This is a genomic window from Desulfobaculum sp. SPO524, assembly GCF_044987625.1.
GTDB lineage: Bacteria > Desulfobacterota > Desulfovibrionia > Desulfovibrionales > Desulfovibrionaceae > Desulfobaculum.
In genome coordinates this window covers 602421-620549 of the sequence record NZ_JBJDSB010000001.1, presented here as the reverse complement: position 1 = coordinate 620549, position 18129 = coordinate 602421, and the positions used below count along the sequence as shown (strand labels likewise).

Here is an 18129-nt window from a genome sequence, read left to right as displayed (position 1 = left end):
GGTAAGCAAGGAGAGTGTCGCTTTGGGCATACGAGTCGAGAACGTCACCATGACTTACGACGGTGTCGATGTCCTGAAGGACGTGTCTGTCGATATCGAGGATGGTTCGTTCCTCACGTTGCTCGGTGGGTTGGGGGCTGGCAAGACGACGCTATTGCGCATCATGGCCGGCATCGACAAACCCACGCGGGGCCGTGTGTATTTCAACGGCAAGGACGTGACGCGCGAACCCGTGCAAAAGCTGCCGGTGGCTATGGTCTACCAGCAGTTCATCAACTACCCGTCCATGACGGTGTACGACAACATCGCCTCGCCCCTGCTGGCGGGGCGGGGGCCGAAACCCGGCAAGGACGAGCTGGACCGCAAGGTCCGCCAGTACGCCGAGCTTCTTGGCCTGACCGCCGTGCTCAGCCACTATCCGGAGGAAGTCAGCGGCGGCCAGCGCCAGCGCACGGCCATCGCCCGCGCACTTATCAAGGAGGCGACCTTTACCTTTTTGGACGAGCCGCTGGCCAACCTGGACTACAAACTGCGCGAGGAACTGCGCGGTGAGCTGAAAAACATCCTCTCCGACAAGGGCGGCGTGGTGGTCTACGCCACACCGGAGCCGGTGGACGCGCTGTCCATGGCGACCCACGTCGGCTACATGCAGGATGGGGAAATTCTCCAGTACGGCGACCTTGAAAGCGTGTACCGCTATCCGGGGCTAGCCGATGTGGGGCGCTATTTCAGCTATCCTACCATGAACATTCTGCCCGGACGCTGTGTGAAGGAGGACGGGCGGACCTTCATCCATCTTGCCGACGAGCTTGCCGTGGAGGTGAGCCACTTTAGCGACAAGCTCGCGCGTGGGGAGTACCTCGTGGGCATCCGCGCCTACAACCTCTACACCAAAAGGGTCCGCGACGACCTTGTGCACCTGACGGCGGAGGTTGCTCTGTCCGAGACGCTGGGTTCGGATACGGAACTGCACTGCACGTTCCACGACAAGCCCATGGTTGTTCTGGAGCAGGAGGTGGCGCGGTATCACCTTGGCGAGCAGGTGGATTTGTATCTCGATCCGAACCGGCTCTTCCTGTTTGATACCGACACCAGAGAGCTGGTGGTGAAGACGTTCGTCGAATAGGCGAGGAGGGTGCAGATGGCTACGGTTGAACTTGTTAATGTCTCCCATTCCTACAATCCGCCCGGAACGCCAGACAGCGAGCGCACATGGGCGGTGAAGGACTTGTCCATCGTCTGGGAGGACGGCAGCGCCAACGCGCTTCTTGGTCCTTCCGGCTGCGGCAAGACCACACTCCTGAATATCATCTCGGGTCTGTTGCCCACGCCAACGCGCGGCAAGGTGCTCATCGACGGGCGCGACGTCACAGGCATGAAACCCCGCGAACGGGGCATCGCTCAGGTGTTCCAGTTCCCGGTGGTCTATGACTCCATGAACGTCTATGACAACCTCGCCTTTCCCCTGCGCAACGAAGGCCGCCCCAAGGCCGAAGTGGACGCCAAGGTGCACGAGGTGGCGGGCATACTGGGGCTGGAGAAAATGCTCCGGACCCACGCCACGCGCCTCAACCCCGCCGACAAGCAGAAAATCTCCCTTGGCCGCGGCATTGTGCGCGAGAGTACGGCGGCGGTCCTCTTGGATGAACCGCTCACCGTCATTGACCCCAAGCTTAAATGGGGCCTTAGGCGCCAGCTACGCGAAGTGCAGCGCGCCCTGGGCAAGACCATGATTTACGTCACCCATGACCAACACGAGGCCCTCACCTTTGCCGACGACGTCACTGTGGTCCGGGGCGGCGTGCTGGTGCAGAAGGGCAGCCCCAAGGACCTGCACGACGATCCGTCCTCGCCGTTTATCGGGTATTTCATCGGCTCGCCGGGGATGAATGTGCTGTCCTGCACCCTGGATGATTCCGGCCTGAATTGCGGACCGTTCAGCATCCCTGTGGACGCCCCCATACGCGAACACGCGGCGTCCGCTGTCGGCGAGTTGGAACTGGGCATCCGGCCGGAGTTCGTTCAGCCGCGCCATGCGCCGGATGATGAGAGCGTGGCCTTTACCGTCTCCGTTATTGAGGACACGGGGGCCTACCGCATCCTGACCCTGCGTCAGGGCGATATGCGCATCAAGGCCCGCGCGGCCAATGACTTTGCGGTGCAGGAGGGCGACGAGATTGGCGTGCACTTTCCGCAGAGCGGCATCAAACTCTTTGCGGGCGGCAAGCGCCTTGCCGCGCCGGACTGACGGGCCGGGCGGGCGCAAGCACGCCGTGCCCCGGATTGACGGCGCTGTCAGAGGTTCACGCTTAGAGTCCTTCGTCCCCCTAGAGAGGCGTTTATGAAAAACAGAGCCTGGCTCTTCCTCATACCGGCACTGGTCCTTATGTCCATCAGTGCGTTTATCCCGCTGATGACGGTCATCAACTATTCCCTGCACTACATCTTTTCCGGCTCCGCGCCGACGTTTGTCGGCTTTGAAAACTATGTCGAAGTGCTGAACGACCACGCCTTTTGGGGCGCGTTTCTGCGGCAGATGGGCTTTAGCCTGATGGTGCTGCTGGTGGAGATTCCCCTTGGCATCCTCATTGCCATGGCGATACCGCGCAAGGGCATAGGCCTTGCCGTGAGCCTTGTGCTACTCGGCATTCCGCTGCTTATCCCCTACAACGTGGTGGGCATCATCTGGCGGCTGTTTACGCAGGCGTCCATCGGCGTGGTGCCCAGCCTGTTCGGGCTGTTCGGCGCATCCTACAACGTGGCGCTGGACCCCGTGGACGCGCCGGTGACCATCTTCGTTCTGGACGTGTGGCACTGGACGCCGCTGGTGGCGCTGTTGGCTTTTGCGGGATTGCAGGCCATACCCGACGCCTACTATCAGGCCGCCGAGATTGACGGCGCGTCTGGCTGGAGCACCTTCCGCTACGTGACCCTGCCCAAGCTCAAGCCCGTGCTCATCCTTGCCGTGCTGCTTCGGTTTATGGACTCGTTCAAAATCTACGCGGAGCCGCTGCTGCTTACAGGGGGCGGACCGGGCAGTTCCACAACGTTCTTCAGCCTGCACGTGGCGCGCAAGGCGCAATCGTATGAGCTGGGCTACGCCGGGGCCGTGTCCATCATCTATTTGTTCATCGTCATCCTGTTCAGTTTCCTCTTCTTCCAGGCCATGACCAATACCGGCAAAGGAGAGCAGTCATGAAAATGAAAAAGCGCACCATTCTGCTCGTTCTCTACTTCATTGTGCTGTTCATTCCCATCTACTGGATGATCATCACCTCACTCAAGACCGACAATGAGATTTTGAAGGAACTCACCTTCTATCCCCACGAGCTGACGTTCAAGAACTACGTGGAGATATTCACCAATCCCTTCTGGCGGGCTAGCTTTCAGAATTCCCTGACCTACGTTGGCCTCAACGTCATCATTACGCTGTTGGCGGCGATACCCGGCGCGTACGCCTTCTCGCGCTGGACCTTCCGCGGCAGCCATCATTTGTTCTTCTGGCTGCTGACCAACCGCATGGCGCCCGCCGCGGTCTTTATGGTGCCCTTTACGGAGTTGTATTACATCCTGCACCTGTACGACACCTGCTGGGCCGTGGCCCTTGCGCACTGCCTGTTCAACATCCCCCTCGCCATCTGGATTCTGGAAGGCTTTATGTCCGGCATCCCGCGCGAGATTGACGAAACCGCCTTTGTGGACGGCTACACCTTCCCGCAGTTTTTCCGGAAAATCTTCTTCCCGCTTATTGGTCCCGGCATCGGCGTGACGGCGTTCTTTAGCTTCACCTTCTCGTGGGTGGAACTCATCCTTGCCAAAGCGCTCACCGTGACCAACGCCAAGCCCGCGGTGGTGCAGCTGACCGTTGGCATTGGCGCGGAGGGCGTGAAGTGGGGCCTGTTGGCCGCTGCGGGCTTCTTGACCATTATCCCCGGCGCCATCGTGGTCTACTTTGTCCGTAACTACATGGCCAAGGGCTTCGCCCTCGGGAGGGTCTAGCGCATGTGGAACTGGATTCTTGATCAGACGGCATGGATGTACTGGACGGTGCCAAGCGGCATTGCCATCGGCACGCTGTTTTTGGCCATTGGCGGCATGGCGGCGTGGGACGCCGTCAGCCCCAGCATTCCGCGCCGGGGCTTTTACCCCATGAAGACGCGGCGGGGCGACAGGTTCTTTATCGGCATCATGTCCGCCATTCTCATCTTCCTTATCTGGCTCGGTGTGGTGGGCGACACGATGTTGCTCGTCCCCACGGCCATTGCCCTCGGTTGGGGGCTTGTGCAGGGGCGCTGGGGCTGACCCCCGGCCGCCTTCAAAGAGTTCAAGCGGCCTGTGCGCCGCAGTGAAGTGATGTACCAGCACGGATTTCTGCAAGGAGGTTCTGTCGACACGATTGGCAGCGGATTTGGTGGAGAGCAAATACTCAATCACGACTTCAAAAGGAGACTGGGACATGCTGAAACGGTCTATAAGTCTGTTTGCCGCACTCTCGTTGTGCCTGACCTTGGTCGTTCCGGCGGCGGCCGCGTCCAAGGACGCCGTCATTGAAAAATGGATCGAGGTCTTCCAACCCTGCGCCGTGGACAAGGAGCAGCAAAAGAAGGAACTGGAATGGTTCGTCGAGGCCTCCAAGCCTCTGCGCGGGATGGAAATCAAATCCGTGGCCGAAGGCATCGCCACCCACAAGTGGGAATCCGAAGTGCTGGCCAAGGCCTTCTATGAACTCACGGGAATCAAGGTCACCCACGACATCATCGGCGAAGGCGAGGTCGTGGACCGCGTCCAGCGCCAGATTCAGACCAACCGCCCCATCTATCACATCTACGTCAATGACGCGGACCTCATCGGCACGCATCTGCGCGCCGACAGCGCCCTGAACTTCACCGAGTACATGAACGGCGAAGGCAAAGGCGTCACCGACCCCTATCTGGACATGGCCGACCTCCTGAACCCCGAATTCGGGCAGGATTACGACGGCAACCAGCTCCAGATTCCGGACCAGCAGTTCGCCAACCTCTACTGGTTCCGCTACGACTGGTTCACCAATCCCGAATTCATGAAAGAATTCAAGGCCAAGTACGGCTATGAACTCGGCGTGCCCGTGAACTGGCAGGCCTATGAGGACATCGCGGAATTCTTCACCGGCAAGACCATCAATGGCCAGAAGGTGTACGGCCACATGGACTACGGCAAGAAGTCCCCGTCCCTTGGCTGGCGCTTCACCGACGCGTGGCTGTCCATCGCCGGTACCGGCGACAAGGGGCTGCCCAACGGCTACCCCGTGGACGAATGGGGCATCCGCTGCGAAAACAAGATCCCCGTTGGCGCTTCCGTTGAGCGTGGCGGCGCTGCCAACAGCCCCGCCGCTGTGTACGCCACCACCAAGTACGTGGAATGGCTCAAGAAGTACGCCCCGCCCTACGCCGCGTCCATGACGTGGTCCGAGGCCGGTCCTACCCCAGCGCGCGGCAACGTGGCCCAGCGTGTATTCCAGTACATCACCTGGCTGGCCGACCCCGCGTTTAACGATCCCTCCAGCCCCGTCACCGACGACAACGGCAAGCCCCTGTGGCGTGTGGCCCCCACACCCCACGGCAAGTACTGGGATGAAGGCATGAAGGTTGGCTATCAGGACGCCGGTTCCTGGACCATCCTCAAGAACTCCGTTAAAGGCGACGAGCGCAAAGCCGCATGGCTGTGGGCGCAGTTCTGCATCTCCAAGACCGTGAGCCTGAAGAAGTTCGTGGTTGGCCGCACCCCGGTGCGCAAGTCCACCGTCTTCTCCGATTATTTGGCGAAGGAAGAAGAAAAGGGCACCTACGGCGGCATCGTGACGTTCTACAAATCTCCCGTGGAGAACATGTGGACCGACTCCGGCCCCAACGTGCCGCATTACCCCGTGCTGGCCGAGCAGTGGTGGAAGCACGTGGCCCTCGCCGTTACCGGTGAGTCCACACCGCAGGAAGCCATGGACCAGCTCGCCTACAAGATGGACGAACTCATGGGTAAGCTGCGTCTGCCCAAGTATTCGCCCAAGCTGAACCCCAAGAAGGACCGCGAATACTGGCTGAGTCAGCCCGGTTCGCCCAAGCCCGAGCGCCCCGACGAAAAGGGCGAGACCATGCCCTACGACGAAATGCTCAAGGCCTGGCGTTCCCAGTAGTACACAACTCCAGACGGCGGGCCGGTTATCCGGCCCGCCCCTTTCCATCGGGAGCCGTCCGTCCCCGCGTGCCGCGCGCCTGTGGCGACCGACGCCCTCCGATGGGCCGGGAAACGACAACCGAGGAGAGAACGCATGGCACAATATATCGGTGCGGTTGACCAAGGCACCACCAGTACCCGATTCATCATCTTCGACAAGAGTGGCCGCATCGTCGGCATGGACCAAAAAGAGCACACCCAGATTTACCCCCAGCCCGGGTGGGTTGAGCACAACCCCATGGAAATCTGGCAAAACACGCAGGAAGTCATCCGCGGCGCGCTGGTTAAGTCCGGCATCAAAGGCTCCGAGCTTGCCGCCATAGGCATCACCAACCAGCGCGAAACCACCGTCGTGTGGGACCGCAACACCGGCCAGCCCTATTACAACGCCATCGTCTGGCAATGCACAAGGACCCACAGCATCTGCAAGGACCTCATGGCCGACGGCGGGCAGGACCGCTTCCGCGACGTTACCGGCCTCCCCATCGCCACCTATTTTTCCGGCCCCAAGATCAAGTGGATTCTGGACGAGGTTCCCGAGGCCCGCGCCGCCGCTGAGCGTGGCGACGCCTGTTTTGGCACCATGGAGACGTGGGTCATCTGGTGGCTTACCGGCGGGCCGCAGGGCGGGGCGCACGTCACCGACGTCACCAACGCCAGCCGCACCATGATGATGGACCTGCGCACCCTCACGTGGGACGACGACATTCTCAAGGTGCTTGGTGTGCCGCGTCAGGCGCTGCCGCGTATTGTCCCATCCTCCGACGAAGGCACATGGGGCACCACCGATGAGCACGGCCCCCTCTCCGCGCGCGTGCCCGTTTGCGGCGCGCTCGGCGACCAGCAAGCCGCCCTTGTGGGCCAAGCCTGCTTCGAGCCGGGGCAAGCCAAGAACACCTACGGCACCGGCTGCTTCCTCCTTCTGCATACCGGGCACGAACCTGTCGTCTCCCGCCACGGGCTGATCACGACCCTTGCCTATCAATTCAGCGGGCGCGAGCCGTCCTATTGTCTCGAAGGCTCCATCGCCATTGCCGGGGCCCTTGTGCAGTGGCTGCGCGATAACCTTGAGATGTTCAAGGATGCCTCAGAGGTCGAAGAGCTCGCCGCCAAGGTCGAGGACACCGGCGGCGTCTACGTCGTTCCTGCCTTTTCCGGCCTCTTTGCGCCGTATTGGCGGCCCGACGCGCGCGGCGTTATCGCCGGTCTCACCCGCTACGCCAACAAGCACCACATCGCCCGCGCCGTGCTTGAAGCCACAGCCTATCAGACCCGAGACATCGTTGAGGCTATGAACAAGGACTCCGGCGTGCCCCTCACTGCCCTCAAGGTGGACGGCGGCATGGTGCGCAACAATCTGCTTATGCAGTTCCAGTCCGACATTCTCAGCGTGCCCGTCATTCGCCCCCGCGTCACCGAGACCACCTGTCTCGGCGCCGCCTACGCCGCAGGCATCGCCTCCGGCTTCTGGGTCGATCGAAGCGAACTCATCGCCAACTGGGAAGAAGACTACAAGTGGACGCCCAAGATGGGCGACGACCGCCGGAAGGAAGGCTACGCCGGGTGGAAAAAGGCCGTGGAGCGGACCTACAACTGGGTAGAATAGGCACCAAACACGCGCGCAGGCGGCACGCTGGCGGTTACCGCCGCGGCCCGCGTGTGGGGCAATCTCTTGTGAGCAAAGCGGCCCGGCTGGAAACAGCCGGGCCGCTTCTTGTGGGCGAGAGGTGTGTTTGGGGGGGGCGATGGACTTTTTGTGCTCCGCAGGCCAAAGGGCCGTGGGCCCTTTGGAATCCCATTTGCGCACAGACCGGGTGCGTTTTTAAGGGACGGTCGTCACCCCTGACGGCTCCCGTCCGTGTTGATGGGGAGACTTTTTGGGGGGCGTTGGCGCTGAGTTATGGACGGTGAGAATCCCTGTTTGGGGTGTGTAAGCAAAAAGAGAAAGAACAAGAGACCCCGCCCATCACCCCTATTTTCGGGGCGGCTTCCGCCCCGAAAATCCTGGGGATTGTCAAGGGAATCATTCCCTTGACCCGTCGGAGACAAAAAAGAACGCTTTCCACACGCCTAACGCAGAGGTTCACGGCTCCGGTCGCGGATAGTGAGCAAGGTGCCGAAGGCGAGGACGGCGATGCCTGTCAGCAGCCCTGCTGGTGCGGAGGAGATGCCGGTGACGTCGATAAGCCATGTCGCCACCATGGGGGTGGTGCCGCCTACCACGCCGAGGCCGAGGTTGTAGGCGACGGAGTACCCCGAGAGTCTGTCCTCGGCGGGGAAGAGTTCTGCAAACATGGCTGGCGCGGAGCCGAGCGGTGCGGCGATAAGCACAATGAGCACCACTTGAACCACAATGGCGGCGGTGACGCCGCCGACGACCAGCCAGCGGTAGAGCGGCCATGCGAGAACGGCTGTGATGAGCATGGCACCTGCCAGTAAGTGCGTCCGGCGAAGAATGGCATCGCCAAGCCAGCCGGAGATGGGGATGAGTACGAGCAGTGTCGCCGTTGCGGCGGTATTGATGTGCAGCGCCGTCGAGAGCGCCATACCCGTCTCGCGGTGGAGCCATTCGGGCAGGTAGACCAGCGGGATATAGAACAGCACGCCGTAGGCCGAGGCAAAGAGGATAGCCTTGATGGTTTGCTTGCGGTTGACGGTGAAGGACTGAATAAGTGGTGAGGTGTCTGGACGGTCGTTATGGTGGCGCTGGAAGTGCTCGGAGCTTGGAAGCTTGCGACGTAGGGCGATGGCCACAAGCCCCAGCACGCCGCCAGCGAGAAACGGCAACCGCCAGCCCCACTGCTGTACAGCAGAGTCGGGGAGGAACGACGTCACAGCCCCCGCAGCGCCAGAACCAAGGAGCATGCCCAGCATGCTCCCGGAATTGGCCCAACTGCCCGCAAGGCCCCTTCGGGACTGTGGGGCCGTTTCTACAAGGTAGGTCACGGAGCTGCTAAACTCGCCACCCACCGAGAGGCCTTGGACGATGCGCACAAGCACCAGCAGAATTGGCGCCCAAAGGCCAATGCTTTGGAACGTCGGCAAACAGCCCAAAATAAACGTTGGCAGCACCATCATAGTCACTGACAGAGACATGGTCTTGCTGCGCCCGATAGTGTCACCAAGCCAGCCAAAGACTGCCGACCCAAGAGGCCGCATAATAAAGCCCGCGGCAAAGACGCCATATGTGGCAATCAGCGACGCAGAGGTGCTTTTGTCCGGAAAGAACAGCCCGGAAAGAATGCCCGCCATATAGCCGTATAATGCGAAGTCGTACCACTCAACGACATTGCCGATAAACCCGGCGAGGATTGCCGTATGCCTTTTGCTTATGGTCACGCTTGGCTCCTTGTTCGTTTGTGTCGAAGCATCACAAAAGATGCAGCCAAGGCTAGGACATTGTGGGTTTTATTGTCAAAGATGGAGGCGTCGGCACTGTGTGTGGGGCGGTGAGTAGTCCCTGCTTGGATGTTTGAAAGAGGAAAGGCAAAAGACAAGAGAACCCGCCCGCCCACCCCTATTTTCGGGGCGGCTTCCGCCCCGAAAATCCTGGGGATTCTCAAGGGTATCATACCCTTGAGCCGCCGGAGGCTCTCTTTATTTCTTTGCCCTTCGTCCTTTCAGGCCGAACGAGCGAAGAGCTCAAGCCGCCGGAGGCCCTCTTCCCTCTTCCGCTATCTGTCGGTAATCCGCTGAATAATCTCGTCCAGGGGCGCGGAGTCGTCGATGGTGTATTGGTGTTGGCTGTCGTAGTTTGCGGCGTCCTGCGGTGCGGCGGAGCTGATGGGGGCGGCGGGCACGCGTCCGGCGTTGTAGTCAATGAGCGGGGAGCGGTGTTCCTCTTCGGTGCCGTTTGCTTTCGAGGGCCGCAGGCTGACGGTTGGCGGGGTGAAGGTGGGCTGGCGGCGGAGGTAGTCTTCTTCGTAGCGCCTAAAGGAGAACATGCCTGCGTTTTTGCTGGTCTCCATGATGTTTTCAATCTGCGAAAATTTGTTTTCACGGATGGTGTTTCGCAGGGCGTCGTTGCTTCTCATGACGGAGAGATGCGGCACGCGGTAGCCGATGTTTGGCTGCATAACGAGGTGCTGCACGATGATGCCTGCAAGGCACGAGGACAGTTGGAGCCGGACGAACTCCTGCGCTTCAAGGGGGAAGGAGTTGCAGATGCGGTAGATGGCTTCTTCCGGCGTGCTGGAATGGAGCGTGGTGATGACCAGATGCCCGGACTCTGCGGCATTGAGGGCGAGGCGCATGGTTTCGGATTCGCGCATCTCGCCGACGACGATGACGTCCGGTGCTTGGCGCAGCACGTCGATAAGGCCTTGCTCGTAGCTCTGAAAGTGCAGCCCAAGCTCGCGCTGTTCGATGAAGGACTGTCCGGAGCGGAAGCGATATTCCACGGGGTCTTCAAGGGTGACGACGTGGGCGGAGCGGGTGCGGTTAATCTCGCCTAGCATGGCCGCGATGCTGGTGGTCTTGCCGCTGCCTGTTGCGCCGCAAAAGAGGAGCAGGCCGGAGGAGAAGGTGCAGAAGTCCTTGATGGACGGGTGCAGGTTGAGATTTTCAATGGTTGGGATGGTCCCGGGCAAAAAGCGGATGGCCATGGACAGCCCGCGCGTTGTTGAAAAAATGTTGATGCGTAGACGCGCGCCGCATTCGGTAATGGCGAAGTCCACGGACCAGCGGCTGCGGAGAATTTCCTTTTGCCGCGCGTTCAGAAGCGCGGTGGCGAGGCCGTCAACCTCGGCGGGGGAGAACAGGGCGTTTCGCTGCGGGAAGACCTGCCCGTGGCGGCGAAAAACCACGGGATGTCCGCCCGTGATGTGCATATCCGTGATGCCTTCCTTGAGGCAAGCGGCGACGAGTTTTTTGAATTTGTTCATGATGGTGCTCACTTGAAAGGACGGTTAATTCTCGGGCGGCGTGTAGTCGATAAGCGCCCGAAGCGTCGATGGAAAAGCCTTTTCCGAGGCAATATCGATGGCTGTTTTGCCGCCCCTGTTGGTCGTACTGAGGTCAAGCGCGCCAAAGAGCAATGGAGTGATGTCCTCGACGGGGTCAGCCTCGGCGGCGCCAAGGATGGCGAGGAGAATATCATCGCGCGAATTGGTGATGGTGGTGTCCGGCAAGGTGACGGCAAAGATGTCCGTGCCTTCAATATGGCGCGCAACCATAAGGCACGTGGCCCCGTCATTGGCGAGGTGCACCTGAACGGGCATGGCGTAGGGCGGCTCGGCAACGCCATAGCGCGTCAGCGCGCCGATTGTAGCGGCAAAGCGCGAATGGTCCACATAGTAGGACATCTGCGCGCGGACCATTTCCTTAAGGGCATCCTTGGTGAAGCGGTCGAACTCGGGGGTGATGTCGCCGTCGAGGACAGCGTTCTCGACAAAGGGGGTGAGGATGCGCTCCCAGTCTTCGGGCGTTGGGGCTTGCTGATGTGCTGCCGCGCCAATGCGGATAAGCTTATAGGCCGAGCGCTCGGCGTCGACAGGGCGGAACTCCAGCGCGTAGGGGCGCGCCGCCTTGTCTCCGTCTTTGAGCTTTCCGGCAATGCGCGGGCCGTTGGGGTCGGCCTCACCGAAGGTCGTCGTGGCGGTGAAGTCCTCGTGGCTGTAGGCGACGACGTCTTCGAGCGTGATGCGCTCCTGCACGATGTCCGGGTCTATAAAAGCGGCGAGGGAAACGCGCCGCAGAATGTCTTCGGGGACGACAACGCGGGCGTCCTCCAGGGAGGAGCCAGTGCACCCGCCAAGGGCGAGGAGCAGGCAGGAGAAAAGAAAACAGAGCACCGTCCGAAGACGGTGCCTGATATGTGTCGTGTGAGCCATAGTGTGCTGCTGAATCCCTAAGGGGTTAGTTGGAGTACATGATGGGCGGCCGGAAGCCCTTGCCGCGCCCCTTCTCCCACGTTCTGATGGAGAAGTCGTCGAAGGAGACGTTGGTGGCGGAGAACCCGTACGCGTGCAGTCCTACCTCGTTGGACGGTGCGTAGTCCCAGTCCTGTGTGATGAAATAGTCGTTGATGACGAACGATCCGCCAGAATTCCACTGCGTCAGTGTGAAGAAATCGTTGGCTTTTGTCACGTCCGAACTGTCGCGTGGCTGCCAGTTGAACCGGTCACGCGGGTTAGGGAGCCTGTTGGTGTCGGTCCAGCTTGTGGTGACGGGATTCTTGCCGTCTTGGTCTGCAATAAAGGCGCGGATGGCATTGGTGGCGCCGTTTTCATTGCGCAGCACGCGGATGGCGCCCTTGGTTTGGTCTGGGTTCACAAAGGAGGCATTGCCGGTGGAAAAACTGCGCTTGTTGTAGAGCAGGGCGTAGTTATGGCCGTTGCTGACGAAGGGTTCGCCAGCCACGTAGGCTGAACCGCCATTTTCCAGCGTGATGCGCGCGCCGGCCTTGAGGGTGCCGTTGGTGATGGTAAAGCGGCATGGCGCGCCTTCCATGATGCTGATGCCAAGGGTGACCCAGGGCTTCAGGTGCAGCTCGCCATTGACGTTGTGCGTCAGCCCATCGGCAGGGGAAATCATTTTGTAGTCCATGATGGCATAGTCCTGATTTTCCTTGCGCCACAGAATAAGCGCAGGGTCGGAGTAGCCGTAGTAATAATTGCCCCTGCGTTCCACTTCGATATTGGTGGAGGCATCAAAAACATCCCGCCGACACTGGGAAAAGCTGGGCGAAAGCAGCATGAAGTCGTCGTTCTTCCATGCATCGTTGGACGTCCACTGGTCATGGCTGCCCGAAATATAGTCCCACCTGCTTATCCGGTGGCGGAAGCGCGTTAATGATGCGCAGTAGGAATACCGCCGGGATGTACCAACATGGTGCAGAAAGCGGAAGTTGATGCCGGTCATGAAGAACCGGTCGTAGTCATTACTGGTCGTATTGGGGATGTTGATTTTGGTCTGCACGTCGTAGGTCAAGGTGTGACCGTTGGCGGCCCAGATTCTATTCCAGTTGATGGGCGAGGTCTCACTCGGGCTGTATGGGATAAGGGCCTCGCGGTAGTCGTGCTGGTCGCGCCAGTCCCACCAGCGCGAAAAGGACTCTGTCCCCGTCACCTTCAGCGCGCCATCCACAATAGCATGGGAGCCGACGTGCTTGGCGCTGGTCAGGTCGAAGTTGTTGAAATTGTTGAAGCGGTCTTCAATGGCAATTTGGTTGCGCGCCGCGTTGTCCACCACCCAGCCGATGGGGGTGTTGTAGGTGAGTTGGTGCGTTGCTTCGCCGAATTCGCCCGTGGAGCGGATGGTGACGAACTTGTCCAGAATGACGCGGGAGTTTTGGGCAACGTCGAGGGAGAAGGTCTCCTCCGGCGCATCGGCCTTGCGCACGCGCGTCAGGCGGCTGCCTTCACGCTTTACGTAGGAGTAGGTGAGGCCGTCGAGAATGAAGGAGCCGTTCAGCTCGGGAAACGCCGAGGCCCCGGTCGCAAGGGTGAGGCTGCCGTTTCGTGTGACGGTGCCGGAGCTGGCGAGAGCCACGGGCTGGGCGTCGTCACCGGCGATGATGCCAGTGGGCGTTGATTGCAACTGAAAGCGGATGGCCGGGGCATCGTGTCCGCTGTAGGAGATGGTTCCGGCTGATGCGGCGCTGGTGTAGGTGTAGGGCGCGCCGTTGATGGACAGCCGCCCGGAGGACGGAGGGAAGTTGTCTTCCTTGCCGCCCAGCACAATGGCGGTAACGGTGTTGCCCGCAACGCTGGAGACCTTGAACCACCGGGGATAGACCTCAAGGGAAAAGCTGCCGTCGTTGTTCGCAAGCGTGTAGGCTTTGTTGTGCAGGCTGATGAGAGTGGCGTCTTTATCCTCGGCGTTGAGGAATTCCTGTGCGGCAACGGCGTAGCCCGATTCAGCAAGGTAGAAGCTGCGGCTGCCCTGATTCATGATGGCTTGGTCGGTGATTGAGGTACTGAACATGGGCACCATAGCGCTGCCGACAATACCCATGAAGACCAGCGCCCCGATGACCGCCAGCATGACACTGCCGGACTGGGCCGAAGCGGCGGCGTGGTGCCGCGCCGCGCGCCGCAGGACGCGCAGAAGAAGGGGCACGCCACACAGCACGGCCACAGCGGCCAGCGGAGACCAGAGCAGCAGAAGCGCCAGCCCCGTCAGTGGCAAGAGGGCGATGTAGGCCGCGCCGCGCGCTAAGGGGTGCGTCTTGATGAACGCCGCCCACGCGGGACCGTGCGTGTAGTAGAAGTCCACAAACGCCCGCCCGCCGGACCACGTCAGGAGGAAATTGTCGCGGAAGGCGCGCAGGGCGGAGACCATGGGGTGCGAAAAATCGCCGCTGGCCGCGGTGGCCACAAAGCAATAATCCGGGATATCCACTGGACCTTCCGGCTCGGGAGCGCCGCCAAAGTTGCCGTTGTTGCGCGGAAAAATGGTGGTGGTGACGTTGAGTGCGCCCGCGGTCTCGTGGTCGTAGGCAAGGCGCAGGCGGATGGCGGAGAGTTCCTCTATGGGGTCGCTGGTGGTCCATGCATCGTCCCCTTTCATGGGCTCCAGCGAAAAGGCTGTGATGTGGTCCACCAAAACGTGCCCGGTGTTTGCCGTGGGCAGGGTGCGCCCGGTTTCAACTTTGATGGAATCATCCACGAGGGCGATGGCGCGGTCCATGGCGGGGCGCTCAAAGGTGATCGCCTGAAAGCGTCCGGACTCCGAGGCGGCCTGCGACAGGGCGTACACGTCCATGACCTCGCGCAGTTCGCGCTCCAGGCGCATGATGGCGATATCCATCTTTTGGCTGGCTTCACTGTTCTCGCGGGTGGTGATGTACCCCCGCGTCCCTTCGGAGATAAACATGCCGCCAGCAACGGCGATGATGCCAAGAAGCACCGTCGTGGCGATGATCTCAATAAGTGTGAAGCCGCGCTGGGTCGCGTAGTGGTCATGGCAGGACATTGGTTCTTCCTATCTGCTGAAAAGTGCAACCACGGTCTGGTCCCCAACGGTGATGGTGACCTTGAGTATGGGCGAGGTGCCGGACGCGGACTGCTCCGCACCGTTGGTGTCGAAGGTGATGTACTGGGCGGCGCCGGTGTACGCGCCGCTGTAGCTGCTGTAGGTGCCTTCTTCGATGTTCGCCTTAAGATCGCTCAGTGCTTTGCCGAGGTTCGAGGAGTTTTGGAGCATGAGCTGGCGGTAGTCCGCGCTCACGGCTTCCATGATGCCCTGCGCGGAACCGCGGTTGATAACGCGGTTGACAGGCAGGGCGCTGTTGGCCACGGCGCTGGTCATGTAGGTAGCGACCATCGTCGCCACAAAGGCGAGAATGACGATGGTGACGATGATTTCTATGAGCGTGAAGCCGCCGTTGCGGCGCGGGCTGCGCGTGGTCATGGGATGAACCCCGTGTCTTCGGTGATGGTGAGGGTTTCGCTGCCGCCGTTGCCGTCGGCGAGGCTGATGCTCCAGCCTTCGGCCGTGCGCTGGGCGCCCTCGCCCGTGACTGTGGGCACGCCGTCGGCGTCGAAGCTGACGGACCACGTTCCGGTGGTGACGCCGCGCTCCAGTTCGTGGGGCGTCCCATCGTCTCCGGGCAGCGCTGTCGCAGCGGAGGTGGCAACGGGCGCGGCGTGCAGGGCGTAGGCGGCTCCGCCCTCAGCGGTGCGGATGCCCCAGACGGAACTGGTGCTGAGGGCCATGTGCTGCGCGTACCGGATGTGCCGCTTTAGCACTTCGTTTTGGGCTTGCAGGTCAACGCTGGTCATGTTCATGAACCCGGATATGGCTGTGGCGGCGAGGATGCCGAGCAGCACGATGACCGTGACGAGTTCAATCATGGTGAACCCGGCGGCGTGGTGTGAGGATGTGACGGGGCGTCTGCGCATTACGTTGTGCTCACTGCGAAAGGATGCGGATAAAAAGTGCGGAATCATGTCATTAAGACTACCGGGGAGCATGCAATACCAATACCACTGCGGAAAATGTGGCGCAATGGCATGTGGCGTCGGCCGGCATGTGGTTTGCGCCATACGCAGGGCGGCATTCAGCCTGCCCTATGGGGCGATCTGCGCTTGCTCCATCTTTTGATGTTCCGGTTGCGCCTTTGGAGCATCTGACGAATACCAGCCTGTGGTCGTCATTAGCGGCAGATTGTGCGAGCCGAAACGCTTGAACTGCATTGTGTTGAAAAAAAGTCGCAGCCGCAGGCCAAGAGTGTCCCACGTGCTGAGGTCATCCGGGAATGTGGTGGCGGCAAGGGCGTCGTCCACGGCCTTCGGGAGAGGCGTTCCGGCGTCCACCGCGCGGGCAACCAGCACGGTGCGCAGAACGTCCCCGCCGTTTTTGGGAACGGGGATATAGGCTACGCCGGGGTTGGAGGCGAGGTCTGCGAGCGCCTTGCGGCAGGCCGGGCACGACGGGGAAAAATACAGGTGTACCGGGGAGGCTTCCGGCCCTGCCAGAATCCATGGGTCAATGCGCTCCTGCGCGATGGTCACAAGGTTGGGCGACAGGGCCACGAGCCACGCGACGGCGATGGCGAGGGCCTTGGCATTTTGCTGTATGCGCCCGAGGAAGAGGCAGAGAAAGGTCAGGGCAAACAGGCCGCCAGCCAGCACGCAGTTGGTGCACGTGGCCGACAGGGCCATCCAGCCAAGCAGGAAGGCGTCGACGCTGACAGCAAGGGCGGTGAGCAGTCGTGCGGCGGGGAACAGCCGCATGATGCAAAGCCCTGCAATGGCGAGGAAACACGCCGCGCCCCACCACCATAGGGACAGGCCAAGAAACGCCGTGCCCTTGAACACGGCGCACCCGGAGGTGACGCACGCGGCGTCAAGTAGCCCAAGCGCAGCGAGGACGCAAAACAGCGCTCCGGCAAGGCTGGAAAGAATGGCCAGACGGCGGTTTGTGTCCGGAGTTGTCCGAGGCGAAAGGGAACTGTGCATGCTCGTCATCCTGTGCGAAGCGAAAATGTGGTGCAGAGTGTGAAAAACCAGCGTACAAGGCGGCGCACACGGCCCGCCGGATGGCCCCGTTTTTACCCCAAACCAGCGGCCATTGTCATTAGTCTTCGCGCGCGTTTGCCGCAAAGAAAGCCCGCATCATTTCTTGAACGAGGAGCAATCTCCAAACTTTGGAGATGCGGCTCCACGCTGTGGAGATTGGGACAGTCAGGCATGGAGCAACACGTCTTTGTCCTTGCCTTTTTTTGCCGCACGGCGCTAGGGTATTCCGTAATAATCGCTGCCCTGATGCCAACTTGGCACGCAAGGTGCTTATACAAGGGCAACAGCGTTTCGATTGGCTGTACAATCTTTCGGAATGGCCGAACACAACGTTTCGACACCAACACAAGAGGAGATGGAGATGAACTTGAACACTCGTAAGAAAAATGGCTTCACCATGATCGAACTCATCGCGGTCATCGTGATTCTCGGCATCCTCGCCGCCGCCGCTGTGCCGCGTTTCTTGGACGCCCGTGATGATGCGCGGACTGCATCTGCGAGTGCGTTGAAAGCAAATTGGATGAGTGTTTGTTCTATCGCTAGCGCTCGATCCGCTTTGTCTGGAAATGATTTTGAGTGCCCTGGTGATCCGACTGCTGAGTCCGGTGCTGATACGACGTGGAACCTTGAAAAGGGTACGTTTAATGTCGTGATCGGTGGAACAACAGGTACGGAGTCTGATCCGTGCACCATCACGATCAGTGAAGGGGGGCTCTCTGGCACGGTGACTGGTCAGTATATCCACGTTGCGGATCCAGTGGAATCTGGTGACGACGATTAAGTCTTATTCTTTGTGATTAATTACAGAGAAATAGTTGGCGGACTGGATAATCCAGTCCGCTTTCTTTTTGTGAGCAAGTAGGTCGATCCTCATAATGTACTTGTAGGGCTTTCCCGGCGGCCTGATGCATATGTACACCTAGGCTCTTTTAGAAAGAGGACCACAAAAGCGGCAGGT

Annotated in this window: 15 protein-coding genes; 8 read left to right on the top strand and 7 right to left on the bottom strand. The window is 60.5% G+C overall.

Annotated elements, in window-relative coordinates; all coding sequences use genetic code 11:
- Positions 1-22 precede the first annotated feature (22 nt).
- The 7 genes from ACI3L3_RS02590 to glpK all read left to right on the top strand — a co-directional run bounded on the left by ACI3L3_RS02590 (position 23) and on the right by glpK (position 7813).
- Positions 23-1126 carry an ABC transporter ATP-binding protein gene (locus tag ACI3L3_RS02590; protein WP_404843533.1) on the top strand — a complete coding sequence of 368 codons (1104 nt, stop codon included), beginning with the start codon at positions 23-25 and terminating at the stop codon, positions 1124-1126.
- A gap of 15 nt (positions 1127-1141) precedes the next feature.
- Positions 1142-2248 (top strand): ABC transporter ATP-binding protein, encoded by a 1107-nt coding sequence (locus tag ACI3L3_RS02585; protein WP_404843532.1) that lies wholly within the window; start codon positions 1142-1144, stop codon positions 2246-2248.
- A gap of 93 nt (positions 2249-2341) precedes the next feature.
- Positions 2342-3199: a carbohydrate ABC transporter permease gene (locus ACI3L3_RS02580; protein ID WP_404843531.1), complete on the top strand. Its 858-nt coding sequence runs from the start codon at positions 2342-2344 to the stop codon at positions 3197-3199.
- A 2-nt stretch (positions 3200-3201) separates the two neighbouring features.
- A complete protein-coding gene (locus tag ACI3L3_RS02575) occupies positions 3202-3999 on the top strand; it encodes a carbohydrate ABC transporter permease (RefSeq protein ID WP_404844109.1) in 798 nt (265 codons plus the stop codon).
- Positions 4000-4002: 3 nt separating this feature from the next.
- Positions 4003-4302: a DUF2160 domain-containing protein gene (locus tag ACI3L3_RS02570; protein WP_404843530.1), complete on the top strand. Its 300-nt coding sequence runs from the start codon at positions 4003-4005 to the stop codon at positions 4300-4302.
- A gap of 154 nt (positions 4303-4456) precedes the next feature.
- A complete protein-coding gene (locus tag ACI3L3_RS02565; protein ID WP_404843529.1) occupies positions 4457-6166 on the top strand; it encodes an ABC transporter substrate-binding protein in 1710 nt (569 codons plus the stop codon).
- A 135-nt stretch (positions 6167-6301) separates the two neighbouring features.
- Positions 6302-7813, top strand: a complete 1512-nt coding sequence (gene glpK / locus ACI3L3_RS02560; RefSeq protein ID WP_404843528.1) for a glycerol kinase GlpK — start codon at positions 6302-6304, stop codon at positions 7811-7813.
- Positions 7814-8277: 464 nt separating this feature from the next.
- Here the strand turns inward: glpK and ACI3L3_RS02555 are convergent, their stop codons facing one another.
- The 7 genes from ACI3L3_RS02555 to ACI3L3_RS02525 form a co-directional block, all read right to left on the bottom strand.
- A complete protein-coding gene (locus ACI3L3_RS02555; protein WP_404843527.1) occupies positions 8278-9546 on the bottom strand; it encodes an MFS transporter in 1269 nt (422 codons plus the stop codon).
- A 335-nt stretch (positions 9547-9881) separates the two neighbouring features.
- Positions 9882-11090 (bottom strand): type IV pilus twitching motility protein PilT, encoded by a 1209-nt coding sequence (locus tag ACI3L3_RS02550; RefSeq protein ID WP_404843526.1) that lies wholly within the window; start codon positions 11088-11090, stop codon positions 9882-9884.
- 24 nt (positions 11091-11114) lie between these two features.
- Positions 11115-12038: a hypothetical protein gene (locus ACI3L3_RS02545; protein ID WP_404843525.1), complete on the bottom strand. Its 924-nt coding sequence runs from the start codon at positions 12036-12038 to the stop codon at positions 11115-11117.
- A gap of 25 nt (positions 12039-12063) precedes the next feature.
- Positions 12064-15123 carry a CFI-box-CTERM domain-containing protein gene (locus ACI3L3_RS02540; protein WP_404843524.1) on the bottom strand — a complete coding sequence of 1020 codons (3060 nt, stop codon included), beginning with the start codon at positions 15121-15123 and terminating at the stop codon, positions 12064-12066.
- A 9-nt stretch (positions 15124-15132) separates the two neighbouring features.
- The gene (locus ACI3L3_RS02535) at positions 15133-15561 is read right to left on the bottom strand and encodes a prepilin-type N-terminal cleavage/methylation domain-containing protein (RefSeq protein WP_404843523.1); all 429 of its coding nucleotides are present in this window, start codon (positions 15559-15561) and stop codon (positions 15133-15135) included.
- Complete coding sequence (locus ACI3L3_RS02530) at positions 15558-16052, bottom strand: Tfp pilus assembly protein FimT/FimU (protein WP_404843522.1); 495 nt, start codon at positions 16050-16052, stop codon at positions 15558-15560. The genes ACI3L3_RS02535 and ACI3L3_RS02530 overlap by 4 nt, the downstream gene beginning before the upstream one ends.
- Positions 16053-16220: 168 nt before the next feature.
- A complete protein-coding gene (locus ACI3L3_RS02525) occupies positions 16221-17111 on the bottom strand; it encodes a DsbA family protein (protein WP_404843521.1) in 891 nt (296 codons plus the stop codon).
- 421 nt (positions 17112-17532) lie between these two features.
- On the opposite strand from ACI3L3_RS02525, the gene ACI3L3_RS02520 reads away from it, so the two are divergent.
- The gene (locus ACI3L3_RS02520) at positions 17533-17952 is read left to right on the top strand and encodes a type II secretion system protein (protein WP_404843520.1); all 420 of its coding nucleotides are present in this window, start codon (positions 17533-17535) and stop codon (positions 17950-17952) included.
- Positions 17953-18129: the final 177 nt, after the last annotated feature.